This window comes from Arthrobacter sp. UM1 (assembly GCF_020483305.1).
Lineage (GTDB): Bacteria > Actinomycetota > Actinomycetes > Actinomycetales > Micrococcaceae > Falsarthrobacter.
Genome location: NZ_JACWAB010000003.1, coordinates 237,066 through 249,464, shown reverse-complemented (window position 1 = coordinate 249,464; position 12,399 = coordinate 237,066). Strand labels below are relative to the sequence as shown.

The following is a 12,399-nucleotide window of genomic DNA, read 5'->3' as shown; positions in this document are numbered from 1 at the left end:
CGCTGTCTCCTATCGCTTGGTCTTGGCGGCCTGGGCCTCGAGGCGGCGGACCAGGAAGCCGAGCGGGATCGTGATGACGAGGTAGAGGGCGCCCGCGATGACGAGGGACGTGAGGCCCATGTTCGGCTGCTGGAGGCCGTCCTGGCCCATCTTGGTCAGCTCGAACTGGCTGGCGCTCATGCCGATGATGTAGACGAGCGAGGTGTCCTTCGTCAGGATGACGAACTCGTTGGTCAGCGGCGGGAGGACGATCCGGAAGGCCTGCGGGATGATGATGGACACCATGGCGCGCCACGCCGGCATGCCGAGCGAGCGGGCGGCCTCCATCTGCCCCGGCGGCACCGCCTGGAGCCCGGCGCGCAGCGTCTCCGCCACGTAGGCCGCGGAGACCATGCCGAGCGCGATGGTCACGGAGGCCACGAGCTCGAACCGCACCTGGAACGCGAGCGGCACGCCGATGCCGACGGCGGCGAACACGAGCAGCGCGGGCACGCCGCGGAAGAACTCGATGTAGACCGTGGCGATCCACCGCCACACCGCCACGCTGCTCATCTTCATGAGCGCGAGGAGCAGGCCGAGGAGGGAGCCGGCCACGAAAGCGCAGACCGTGTAGAGGATCGTGTTGACGAGCGCCGTCGTGATGATGTCGGGGAAGAGCGTCTTCGCGGCCCGGAAGTTGAAGAACGAGGCTCCGATCTGCTTCCAGTCCGTCGCGAAGACGACGACGAGCACGATGACGGCGAGCAGGGCGTACTGCGCCCAGCGCCAGTATCGGGCCCGTGTGCGGGCGGACAGTGCCATGGGGTGTCCCTTCAGATCAGGTCGGTCGGATCAGGTCGGTGCGGTCTCGGCGGGAGTCCCGGCCGGGCTCCCGGGTCATTCGGCGGCGGCGAACCACTTCTTCTTGGCCTGCTCCATGCGTCCCGAGCGGACGTACTCCTGGAGGGCCTCGTTCACCTTCTTCTGCATGCGGGAGTTGCCCTTCTTGACGGCGACTCCGAGCTGCTCGCCCGTGTCGTACTCCTCGACGAACGTGAAGCGGCTGTCCCCGCCGCGCGTGTAGCCGAGAACGGACTTGTTGCCGATCGCGGCCTCGACCTGGCCGGACTTGAGCCCCTGGATGAGCGTTCCCGTGTCCTTGAAGATCGTGGCGTTGACCTTCTTCTCCTTGGCGAAGTCCGCGCCCGTGGTGCCGGCCACCACGCCGATGCGGCGTCCCTTCGCCGAGGCGAGGTCCTTGATGCCGCTCTTCGAGGCGACCATGAGGCCGAGGTTGTCGTCGTAGTACGGCTTCGAGAAGTCCATCTTCGTCTTGCGCGCGTCCGTCATCGTGATGGAGGAGATCGCCACGTCGCAGTCCGCGGCGTTGAGCGCGGAGGCGGACTGGATCTGCTCGAACGGGGTGACGATGACGTCCTTCGTGACGCCCATGCTCTCCGCGATGGCGTCCGCGAGGTCCATGTCGAACCCGACGATGTGCCGCTGCTCGTCCTGGAACTCGAACGGGGCGTAGGGCATGTCCGCGCAGACCGTGAGGTGGCCCTTCTCGCGGAGCGCGTAGGGGTTGTCCGGCGTCGGCTGGACGTTCGTGGACTGACAGCCCGTCAGCGCGAGCGCGGCGGCGAGGGCGGCAGCGGCGGTGAGGCGGCGTCTGTGGGTCATGCGTGGCTTCCGGCCTGGTGAGGCGGTCGGGGACGGCCACACCGGGAGCGGCGGGCTTCGGTCAAGGATACCGCGTGTGGCTCAGATCGCGTCGGCAGGCCGCGCGAGGCCGAAGGCGTCGAGGACCGGGCGCATCTTGGCCCAGGACTCGAGGAGCTCCGACTCGGGCACGGATCCCTCGACGACGCCGCAGCCGCCGAACACCCGCGCCGTGCGCTCCGAGGTCAGCCACGTTCCGCGCAGCGCGATGCCGAACTCGCCGTTGCCCGCGGCGTCCGCCCAGCCGACGGGGCCGGCGTAGTGCCCGCGCTCCATCCGCTCGAGCTCCGGGATGAGCAGCTCGGCCACTTTCCGCGGCGTGCCGCACACGGCCGCCGTCGGGTGCACGCTCTCCACGAGGTCGAGGATCCCCGGCGTGCCCTGGGCCCCGTGCACGCGCACGGACACGTCCGAGGCGAGGTGCCAGACGTTCGGCAGCTCGAGCACGAACGGCTCGGAGTCGTGGACGAGCTCCGGCGCGAAGGGCGCGAGCTCCGCGACGAGCGAGTCGATCGCCAGCCGGTGCTCGTGGACCTGCTTGTCCGAGCCGAGGAGCTCGGTGCGCGCGTCGTCGATGCTCCACTCGGCGTTCTCGCCGCGGTCGATCGTCCCCGCGAGCACGCGCGCCTGCGCCTGCCCGTCGAGAAGGCGGATGAGCATCTCCGGCGTCGCGCCGATGAGGCCGTCCACCGAGTACGTCCAGCAGGAGTCGTAGGCCCGTGCGAGGCGGCGGGCGAGCTCCGAGCGGGAGACGGGGTGCTCGGTCTCCACCACCACGTCCCGGGCCATGACCACCTTGGTCACCTCGCGCTGGCCGATCACCTCGACCGCGCGCGCCACGGCCTGAGTCCACTCCCGCTCCGTGAGGGCCCCGGGCCGCACGGCGTCCCGCGGCGAGCGCTCGCGGTCCTCCTCCTGCCGCGAGCTGAGGCGCTGCGCCTCCGAGAGGGCCAGCTCGAGCGTGAGCTCCTCGGCGCCGTCGTCCGAGATGACCGTGATCCACGGGCCGGTGCCCTCCGCCGCGGACCGCGCGAAGTCCTCCTCGGGGTGGGCGACGACGACGCGGGGGACGATCAGCTCGCTCGGCACGGCGGAGCGCTTGGAGTACGCGAACTTGGCGAAGGCCATGAGGCCCACGCCGGGCAGGGGCGCGGGCAGGGGAGCGGTGCGGGTGCAGGCGGCGGCCGAGAAGCGCCGGGAGAGCTCCTGGAAGCGCTCCGCGCCCGAGGCCGTGAAGCGCGCCGTCTCCCCGAAGCCCACGAAGCCCCGGCCGTGGCGGATCCAGGCCAGTGCGTCGGCGCGGGCCGCCAGCGGGCCGAGCGTGCCGGCGCCGATCCCGAGGAGCTCCGCGTGCTCGCGGTCGAGGCGGAAATGGGCCTCGCGGAGCTGCGGCGCCCGGTCCGTGCTCGGCTGGTCCGTGCTCGGCTGTTCCGTGCTCTGGTGATCCCTGCTCGGCTGGGCCGTGCTCGGGCGCGGGCATGGAGGGGTCGGGGAAGCGGTCATGATGACTGCCAGCTTATCGCCCGCCGGGGCCCGGAGATGGAACAATGGCGGGGTGATGACCAACCGCACGGACTCAGCACCCCGCAACGTCAAGACGGCCACCTCCGCGGGCCTGGACAAGGAGCCCTCGGACGTCGCCGAGATGTTCGACAAGGTGGCCCCCAGGTACGACCTCCTCAACGACATCCTCGCGCTCGGGCAGACGCGCGGCTGGCGGAAGGCCACCGTGGCCGCCGTCGGCGCACGGCCGGGGGAGCGGGTCCTGGACCTCGCCGCCGGCACGGGCACCTCCAGCGAGCCCTACGCGGACGCCGGGGTGGACGTCGTGGCCGGGGACATCTCCGAGGGCATGCTCCAGGTGGGCCGCGAGCGCCGCCCGGACATCGAGTTCGTCTACGCGGACGCCATGGACCTGCCGTTCGAGGACGGCTCGTTCGACGTCGTGACCATCTCCTACGGCCTGCGCAACGTGCAGGACACGTCCCGCGCTCTGCGGGAGATGCTGCGCGTGCTCAAGCCGGGCGGACGGCTCGTCGTCGCCGAGTTCTCCCGGCCCGTCAACCCCCTCTTCCGCACCGTGTACCTCGAGTACCTCATGCGGGCCCTCCCGTCCGTGGCGCGGACCATCACGCCGAACCCGGACGCCTACGTCTACCTCGCGGAGTCCATTCGCGTGTGGCCGGGCCAGGAGGAGCTGTCCCGCGTCATCGCGCAGGCCGGCTTCGAGGGAGTCGAGTACCGCAACCTCTCCGGGGGCATCGTGGCCCTCCACCGCGCGGTCAAGCCGGGCGGGCCGAACGGCGCTTCCGGCACGACGCCGGGCGGCGCGGCGCGCGCCGCCTCCTCCGGGACCGCCTCCTCCGGGGCCGCGGGCCTGGGGCCCGAGGGCCTCGCACCCGGCACCACGGAGCCCACCGGCGAGGAGCGCCTGCGCCGCCGCGCCGCACGGGCCGCCTACTGATGCGCGTCCTCATCGCAGGAGCAGGTCCCGCCGGGTCCACGGCCGCCTGGCACCTCGCGAGCCGCGGCGCCGAGGTGACCGTCCTCGAGAAGACCCGCTTCCCGCGGGAGAAGGTCTGCGGAGACGGGCTGACGCCGCGCGCCGTCCGGGAGATGCAGCTCCTCGGCCTGCCGCACGGCCCGGAGCAGGGGTACCGGCGGACCAAGGGCCTCAAGCTCATCGCCGCGGGCCGGGAGCTCGAGCTGCCGTGGTCCTCGCCGGACTTCCCGGACTACGGGCTCGTGCGCACGCGCCTCGGGTTCGACGAGCAGCTCGCCGAGCACGCCCGCGCCGCCGGCGCACGCATCCTCGAGGGCCACTCGGTGTCCGAGCTCCTGCGGGACGCCTCCGGCCGGGTCACCGGCCTCGCGGCCTCCGTCCTGGACGAGTCCGGCCGCCGCACCGGGGAGACCCGGGAGTTCGAGGCCGACGTCGTCCTCGCCGCGGACGGGAACTCGACGCGCACCGCGCTCGCCGCGGGGCTCGAGAAGCGGGACGACCGCCCGCTCGGCGTCGCCTACCGCGCCTACTACACCTCGCCCCGCACGGACGACGAGTGGATGGAGGGCTGGCTCGAGCTCCCCGACCGGCAGGGCAACCCGCTGCCGGGCTACGGCTGGATCTTCGGCGTGGGAGACGGGACCGTGAACGTCGGGCTCGGCATCCTCAACTCTTCGCGGCAGTTCGGGAAGCTGGACTACCGGCAGGTCCTGCGCGAGTGGACCGAGGCGATGCCCGCCGAGTGGACGCTGGACGAGGAGCACCGCGTGGGCCCGGTCCGGGGCGCCGCCCTGCCGATGGGCTTCAACCGGACGCCGCACGTCTCGCCGGGCCTCATGCTGCTCGGGGACGCCGGCGGAATGGTGTCCCCGTTCAACGGCGAGGGGATCTCCTATGCGATGGAGTCCGCGCGCTACGCCGCCGACTTCGTCCTCCGGGCCTCCGAGGCCGCGGCGGGCAAGACGGGGCACGCCGCCCTCGAGGCCGCGGACGCCCAGCTCGGCCAGTACGCGGAGTACCTGCGCTGGCAGTGGGGCTCGCACTTCACGCTCGGCTCCGTATTCGCACAGCTCATCGGCTCGCCGCGGGTCATGCGCGCCGCGCTCGCCACGGGCATGCCGGTGCCCCAGCTCATGCGCTTCGTGGTGCGCCTCATGGCCAACCTGACCACGAAGGACGCCACCGGGCTCGAGGACCGCGCGATCCGCCTCATTGAGCGATTCACGCCTCGCGCCTCTACTATGTAAGACATGCCCGCGGCCCCGTGGACGCGCACCTCGAAGCCGTCAGACCAACGCGAAAGCAAGAGTGAAGCCTGTGACTGATACGACGAAGACCGGCATCGCCCTGCCGGCCGGGTTCGCGCTGATCTCGGAGGATCCTGAGGTGGGGCCGGCGGTGTCGGAGAGCCTCGAGCAGATCGAGGAGCTGCTGCGCGAGTCGGTCGCGAGCACCGATCCGTTCGCGGACCGCACGGCGCGCCACCTCGTCGAGGCCGGCGGCAAGCGGATCCGCCCGCTGCTCGCCGTGCTCGCCAGCCATCTCGGGGACCCGAGCCGGCGGGAGGTGGTGACGGCGGCCGTCGTCGTCGAGCTCACCCACCTGGCCACGCTCTATCACGACGACGTCATGGACTCCGCCCCGCTGCGCCGCGGCGCCCCCACGGCCCACGAGCTGTGGGGCAACTCGGTGGCCATCCTGACCGGCGACCTCATCTTCGCCCGCGCGTCCCGCCTCGTCTCCGGGCTCGGGGGAGAGGCTCTGGCCGTCCAGGCCGACACGTTCGAGCGGCTCTGCCTCGGCCAGCTCCACGAGACGCAGGGGCCCGCCGAGGGGGAGAACCCCCGGGAGCACTACCTCTCCGTCCTGCGGGACAAGACCGGGTCCCTCGTCGCCGCGGCCGGGCACTTCGGCGCGATGCTGTCTGGCGCGCCCCGCGAGTACGTGGAAACCATGGTCGCGTACGGCGAGAAGGTGGGCGTTGCCTTCCAGCTGGCCGACGACGTCATCGACGTCACCGGCGCCAAGGAGAAGGCCGGAAAGCGTCCCGGAACGGACCTGCGCGAGGGCGTGCCCACGCTGCCCGTCCTGTTGCTGCGGGAGAAGCAGGACGAGTCATCCCGCCGCCTGCTCGAGCTCATCGACGGGGACCTGTCCTCGGACGAGGCGCTCGCCGAGGCCGTGTCCGCCCTGGCCGCGCACCCGGTGGCGGAGGAGTCGTGGGCTATCGCGCGGCAGTGGGCGGAGGACGCCATCGCCACGCTGGAGCCGCTGCCGGACGGGACCGTCAAGGAGGCGCTGCGCAGCTTCGCGCTCGCCGTGGTGGACCGCGAGGTCTGACAGCCGCTGGCTCAGCCTCGGACGAGCCTCAGCGCGTCGGCGAGCTCTCGCGCCAGCATCGCCCGGCGGTCCGGGTCCACGATCGGCCGGTTCATGAGTCCGCGCCCGAACCCGTCCCCGTCCCACCGGGGGATGACGTGGTCGTGGTAGTGCCAGACGTGCTGTGAGCCGTGGGGCTCGTTGTTCTGGCGGATCGTCACGCCGTCGCACTCCCAGGCGATCTTGCACGCGATGGCCACGTCCCGCTCCATCGCGGAGACGGCGCGGAGGTGGGCGTCCGTCATCGTGTAGAGGGACTCGACGTGCTCCGCCGGCACCACCATCGGGTGCCCGGGGTGCGGCTCGAAGCCGTGCGAGGCGATGAACACGAGCACGTCGGCATCCCGGTGGACGAGGTCGCCCGGCTCGCAGAGGTTCCGGGGGCCGCTCGTGTCCCCGTCCCGCAGCCCGCAGAAGGGGCAGCTGTAGCCGTCGGGCGCATGGGAGCGGAAGAGTCCGGGGCGCTCGGCCACGGCGCGGCGAGGCGGCTGTCCCTGCTCCCGGGGGCTCATCAGCCTTCCTCGTCCTCGAAGGCCCAGTCGAGCATGTCCAGCATGAACTCGGAGACCGTCCCGTCCTCGGAGACCCACTGCCCGCGGGCGTTGTTGCGGCGGTGGACGATCGGATCCGGCAGGGCGGCGTCCTGCGCGCGCACGCCCCAGGTGAACTTCTCCTCTTCGTCCTCGAGGAACATGAGGAAGCCCTCGTCGTCCACGTCCAGCTCGTCCGGGTCCCACACGTAGTGGCAGGCCTCCATGAGCTCTTCGCAGCGGCCGAGGGTCAGATAGAACTCCCTCAGGGCGAAGGGGACGGACACGCCGGCCTCGTCGAGGAGCCGGTCCAGCTCTTCGGGGGTGTAGCCCTCGGCCGGCGTCCACCGGTCGTCGAGGTGCTTCGGGACGAGTGACTTGAACTTCTCCGCAAACAACTCAGGCACGTGTCCGATCCTACCCGCGGCGCACAAGGCCGGAGGGCCCTCCTGTGACCTGCGTGTGAACTCTCCGGAACCTGCCGCGGCGGCTCCCGTGAGAGGGGACCGGGTGCTTCACTGTGGGAGAAGGCGGTGGAGAGCCGCCGGGGAGACAGGCGTCGACGAGATCGGAGGAGCCGCCGTGTGCAGACTGTTCGGCATGACGTCGGGCCGGGAGAGGGTCAAGGCCGAGTTCTGGCTGTTGGATGCGAGTGACAGCCTTGAGAGCCAGTCCCGCCGCAACCCGGACGGGACCGGGCTGGGGACGTTCCGCGAGGACGGGACGCCCCGGGTGGAGAAGCAGCCGCTGGCCGCGTTCGAGGACGCGGCCTTCGCCCGGGAGGCAGCGTCTCGCGAGAGCTCCACCTTCCTCGCCCACGTGCGGTATTCCACGGGGACGGCGCACACGGTGGAGAACACCCATCCCTTCGAGATGGACGGACGCCTCTGCGCGCACAACGGCGCCGTGGGGGAGACGGATCGGCTTGAGCGCGAGCTCGGCGACGCCATGTCCCTCGTCAAGGGCCAGACCGACTCGGAGCGGATCTTCGCGCTCGTGACCCGCGAGATCCGCGCCGGGGCAGGAGTGGGAGAGGCCATGACCCGAGCGGTCCGGTGGCTTGCCGAGAACGTTCCCGTGTTCGCGGTGAACCTCATCCTCACCACGCCCGATGAGCTCTGGGCGCTGCGCTACCCGGAGACGCACGAGCTGTGGGTCCTGGAGCGGACGGCTGCGCAGGGTAGCGGGACGGTGGCTCCCGGCACGTCAGAGGGCTCCCGTGTGCGCTCCGAGGAGCTCTCGTCCAAGCCGAGCGTCGTGGTGGCCAGTGAACGGCTCGACAACGACCCGGGCTGGCGCCTCATCGACACGGGCACGCTGCTTCATGTGGACCCTCAGCTCGCCGTCACCAAGACTGTGGCCGTCAGCGGCGAGCCCAGGCGGCGGCTTGAGTTGACCGAGCCGGGATCCGGCGACACGCCCCAGTAGGACAGGTCTGCCTCCGGCGGCCGCTCCTCCTGAGGGGACTGTGCCTCCTGAGGGAAGTGCGCCTCCTGAGTGCCTGCGTTTTCTGCTCAGCCTGAACGCCCGGGTGCCCCGTCAGGGTTTTCGCGAGCCCATGCGGACGGCCTGGGCGGCGGAGCGGGCGTGCACGGAGAGAGGGGCCTGCCATCCGCGGCGGTGGGCCGTGATCCGGAAGGCGAAGACCGCAGCCGCCGCGGCAAGGCCGGTCCCGGTGTTGTACAAGCCCGTGAACCACAGGGCCGACGTGGCCGAGGCGCCGACGAGCGCCGGGATCGCTTAGATGTCATGCCGGTCGAACAGGCTCGGCGTCTCGTTGGCCACGATGTCCCTCAGCACGCCGCCGCCCACCGCCGTCGTCACACCGAGCAGCGTGGCCGGCACGGGATGCATCCCGTGCTGGAGCGCCCGGGACGTTCCCGTCACGCAGAAGAGCGCGAGCCCGGCGGCGTCCGCCACGAGCAGCCAGTTGGCCTGCTTGAGGAACTGCGCGGAGGCGGCGTAGACGCTGAGCGCGGCCAGGGCCACGGGAATGAGGTACACGGGGTTGGCGAACGCGTTGGGGACGATGTCTGCGATGACGAGGTCCCGCACCACGCCTCCGCCGAGCCCGGCCAGGGAGGCGAGGAACAGCGAGCCGATGATGTCGAACTCCCGCCGGGCGGCCATGAGGGAGCCGGAGACGGCGAAGAAGTACACGCCGAGGAGGTCCGCGGCCAGGGAGATCGTCATGGAGAGATCATCCCACCGCAGCCGTGGAGTCCCGGCGGAAGGCGGCCTCCGGATGGGCCAGGTCCCAGGCCGCCAGCGCCAAGTGCAGGTGGGCGGCGCCCTCGATGGTCGTGGCGTCATGCCCGGTGATCTGGCGGACGGACTCGATCCGATACCGGACCGAGTTCCGGTGGACCCCGAGCTCAGCAGCAACGTCCTGCACGGCCCCGTTCTTGTCCAGGTAGCAGCGCAGGGTCCTCAGCAGGTCTCCGTGCTCTCCCGCGAGGGCCCGGACGGTCTGCTCGGCGAGCTCCGTGGTGGGAGAGTCCGAGCTCGCGAGGAGCAGCGAGGTCATGGAGACCCGGTTCGCCTGCGCGGACTCGCCCACGCCTGCGCGGCGCGCCGCGCTTCTCGCCTCATGCCAGGCCCAGGTGAGGCCAGTCCACTGGTAGGAGCGGCTCACGCCCACCCGGGCGGTGAGCCCCGCGCGGTACAGCACGCCCAGGAGCTCCTCGGTGGAGTCACCCAGGGTCACGAGGAGCAGCTCGTCCTCGACCACCGCGGTGCGCACCACCCCCAGCTCACGCAGAGACGCCTCCCGGCCGCCGGCGATCGGAAGCGATGCGAGCGCCCGGCGCTGCCCCGAGGGAACCGTGACCACCAGGCAGTGGTGAGGCCCCTCATCGATGCCCAGGGCTCGCACGCGCGCCGCCGCCTCCGGGCCCCGGACCGTTCCGGACATGACGTCCTTCAGCGTCTGTCCGGCAGCCTGGCGCTCGCGGACGAGGGCCCGGTTGTCATTCGCCAGTTCCACTCCGAGCAGAGAGCGGGCGTAGTCCACAGCGGCGGCGGCGTGGGGTGGCGCTCCCTCCCCGAGGACGGTCCAGAGGGCCGCCCGGTCCTTGAAGCCTGTGGCGATGGCCTGCTTCTGCCACGCGGGCTCGGCCTCCGGCTCGGTCTGCGCTTCCGGCTCTCCCGGTGCGGGCACCTCGAGCACCGTGCTCCCATACCGGTGCAGCTGGATGGGACCCCGTGTCACCCTCGACAGCGCTGCGAGCATCTCCTGCTGGCCCCGCTCGCGGCCGCCCGCGATGAGCGTGGACGCGAGCTCGGCGTGCGCCACGAGCAGACGGGAGAGCATGCTCGCGTGCGCTTCCGCCGTCTGGCGGCTCACGAGCTTCCCCACGCCCACGAACGGCGTCTCCTCCGGCACTTCGAGGACGGGGAGTCCGATCTCGTCTGCTGTGGCCAGCACCGCCTCGGGGATCTCCGCGTGGGGGAGCTGCGAGCCGGGGCTGCCCGTGCCGAAGCCGAGTCCGACGGCGCCGGCGCCGGCGACGGAGCGGACGAACGTCTCCTGGCTCTCTCGCGAGCCGAGCCGCAGGCCCGTGGTCAGCACGAGCTCGCCTCCGTCGAGGAAGGCGCTCGGGTCCGGCAGCTCCGAGGAGGCGGCGAAGGCGACGGTCCGCTCCAGGGCGCCCGGCCTTCCCGGCACGGCGAGGCGGAGGCGGAGGGCGGAGTCGGCGAGGAGATCAGCAAGGGTGGCACTCATGGCGTCAATCTACGGAGAGGGGTGGACACGCTAAGCGAACGTGCATGGGAACGAAAATCGGCCTGGCTTTTTGTACTCGTGCACAATCCTAAAGTGTTCTCGCTCACTACAGTGAGGGTATGACTTTGCAGAACTTCATCGCAGGCCAGTTCGTGGACGCCCACGGGACCCAGACCATCGACGTCGTCTCTCCCGTCACCGGCGAGGTCGTCGCCGTCTCCCCGGTCTCGGACGCGGAGGACGTCAACCGCGCCATGGGCGCCGCCGAGGAGGCGTTCCGCAACGGGTGGAGGGACGCCACCCCCTCCACGCGCCAGAGCCTCCTCCTCAAGCTCGCGGACGCCGTGGAGGAGCACGCGGACGAGCTCGTGGAGGCGCAGCACCGCAACACCGGCCAGGTGAAGGAGGTCGTCCGCGCGGAGGAGATCATGGTCGGCGCAGACCAGTTCCGCTTCTTCGCGGGCGCGGCCCGCCTGCTCGAGGGCAAGTCGGCCGGCGAGTACATGGAGGGCTTCACCTCGTGGGTCCGCCGGGAGCCCATCGGCGTCGTCGCCCAGGTGACGCCGTGGAACTACCCGTTCCTCATGGCCGTCTGGAAGCTCGGCCCCGCCCTCGCCGCGGGCAACACCGTGGTTCTCAAGCCCTCGGACACCACGCCGGAGTCCACGCTCGTCCTGGCACGGCTCATCGGGGAGATCTTCCCCCAGGGCGTCGTCAACGTCGTCCTGGGAGACGCCTCCACGGGCACGCTCATGACGGAGCACAAGACGCCCGGCCTCGTGTCCATCACGGGATCGGTCCGAGCGGGCATCGCCGTCGCGAGCTCCGCCGCCAAGACGCTCAAGCGCTCCCACCTGGAGCTGGGAGGCAAGGCCCCCGCCGTCGTCTTCGCGGATGCGGACCTCAAGGACACGGCGCAGCAGCTCGCCGAGTTCGGGTACTTCAACGCGGGCCAGGACTGCACGGCGGTCACCCGCGTCCTCGTCGAGGAGAAGGCGTACGAGGAGTTCCTCGGCCACCTCGTCGAGTCCGCGAAGGGCCTGAAGACGGGCAGCCAGGAGGAGTCGGAGAACTACTTCGGCCCGCTCAACAACATCAACCACTTCAACCAGGTCAGCCAGGCGGTGGAGAACGCTCCCTCCCACGCGAAGATCGAGACGGGCGGCCGCCGCGCAGGCGAGCAGGGCTTCTTCTTCGAGCCCACCGTCATCACCGGCGTGAAGCAGGAGGACGACCTCGTCCAGAAGGAGACGTTCGGCCCGGTGCTCACCGTGCAGACCTTCTCCTCCGAGGAGGAGGCCCTCAAGCTGGCCAACGGCGTGGACTACGCCCTCGCCTCCTCGGTCTGGACCTCGGACCACGGCCGGGCCCTCCGGATGAGCAAGGGGCTCGAGTTCGGCGCGGTCTGGATCAACACGCACATCATGCTGGTCGCCGAGATGCCGCACGGCGGCTTCAAGCGCTCCGGCTACGGCAAGGACCTCTCCATGTACTCGGTCGAGGAGTACACCCGGGTCAAGCACGTCATGAGCTCGCTCGAGGCCTGACCGGCTTCGCGCACT

At 71.1% G+C, this 12,399-nt stretch carries 10 protein-coding genes and 2 pseudogenes; 5 read left to right on the top strand and 7 right to left on the bottom strand.

All coding sequences use genetic code 11. From position 1 onward, the window contains the following. Positions 1-9: 9 nt before the first annotated feature. The 3 genes from H9I38_RS06240 to H9I38_RS06230 all read right to left on the bottom strand — a co-directional run bounded on the left by H9I38_RS06240 (position 10) and on the right by H9I38_RS06230 (position 3,204). Positions 10-801 carry an amino acid ABC transporter permease gene (locus tag H9I38_RS06240; RefSeq protein WP_226337894.1) on the bottom strand — a complete coding sequence of 264 codons (792 nt, stop codon included), beginning with the start codon at positions 799-801 and terminating at the stop codon, positions 10-12. A gap of 75 nt (positions 802-876) precedes the next feature. Continuing rightward, positions 877-1,662, bottom strand: a complete 786-nt coding sequence (locus tag H9I38_RS06235) for an ABC transporter substrate-binding protein (protein ID WP_226337893.1) — start codon at positions 1,660-1,662, stop codon at positions 877-879. 81 nt (positions 1,663-1,743) lie between these two features. Further along, positions 1,744-3,204 (bottom strand): isochorismate synthase MenF, encoded by a 1,461-nt coding sequence (locus H9I38_RS06230; protein ID WP_226337892.1) that lies wholly within the window; start codon positions 3,202-3,204, stop codon positions 1,744-1,746. Positions 3,205-3,259: 55 nt separating this feature from the next. Here H9I38_RS06230 and H9I38_RS06225 point away from each other — a divergent pair. The 3 genes and pseudogenes from H9I38_RS06225 to H9I38_RS06215 form a co-directional block, all read left to right on the top strand. Then, positions 3,260-3,991, top strand: a pseudogene (locus H9I38_RS06225) (demethylmenaquinone methyltransferase); the annotation flags it as partial. A 173-nt stretch (positions 3,992-4,164) separates the two neighbouring features. Beyond that, positions 4,165-5,451: a geranylgeranyl reductase family protein gene (locus H9I38_RS06220; RefSeq protein WP_226337890.1), complete on the top strand. Its 1,287-nt coding sequence runs from the start codon at positions 4,165-4,167 to the stop codon at positions 5,449-5,451. A 61-nt stretch (positions 5,452-5,512) separates the two neighbouring features. Beyond that, entirely contained in the window at positions 5,513-6,544 is a 1,032-nt protein-coding gene (locus H9I38_RS06215) for a polyprenyl synthetase family protein (protein ID WP_226337889.1), read from the top strand. 11 nt (positions 6,545-6,555) lie between these two features. Here the strand turns inward: H9I38_RS06215 and H9I38_RS06210 are convergent, their stop codons facing one another. Continuing rightward, positions 6,556-7,095 (bottom strand): HIT family protein, encoded by a 540-nt coding sequence (locus H9I38_RS06210; RefSeq protein ID WP_226337888.1) that lies wholly within the window; start codon positions 7,093-7,095, stop codon positions 6,556-6,558. Next, entirely contained in the window at positions 7,095-7,520 is a 426-nt protein-coding gene (locus tag H9I38_RS06205; RefSeq protein ID WP_226337887.1) for a hypothetical protein, read from the bottom strand. Before H9I38_RS06205 ends, H9I38_RS06210 begins: the two co-directional genes overlap by 1 nt. A 175-nt stretch (positions 7,521-7,695) precedes the next feature. On the opposite strand from H9I38_RS06205, the gene H9I38_RS06200 reads away from it, so the two are divergent. Then, entirely contained in the window at positions 7,696-8,541 is an 846-nt protein-coding gene (locus H9I38_RS06200) for a class II glutamine amidotransferase (protein ID WP_226337886.1), read from the top strand. Between the two features lie 111 nt (positions 8,542-8,652). Here the strand turns inward: H9I38_RS06200 and H9I38_RS06195 are convergent. Beyond that, positions 8,653-9,306 (bottom strand): annotated as a pseudogene (locus H9I38_RS06195) (trimeric intracellular cation channel family protein). Between the two features lie 7 nt (positions 9,307-9,313). After that, on the bottom strand, positions 9,314-10,837 hold the full coding sequence (locus tag H9I38_RS06190; protein ID WP_226337885.1) for a PucR family transcriptional regulator: 1,524 nt from the start codon (positions 10,835-10,837) through the stop codon (positions 9,314-9,316). Between the two features lie 119 nt (positions 10,838-10,956). Between H9I38_RS06190 and H9I38_RS06185 the strand changes: the two genes are divergently transcribed. Continuing rightward, a complete protein-coding gene (locus H9I38_RS06185; protein WP_226337884.1) occupies positions 10,957-12,384 on the top strand; it encodes a gamma-aminobutyraldehyde dehydrogenase in 1,428 nt (475 codons plus the stop codon). Positions 12,385-12,399 lie beyond the last annotated feature (15 nt).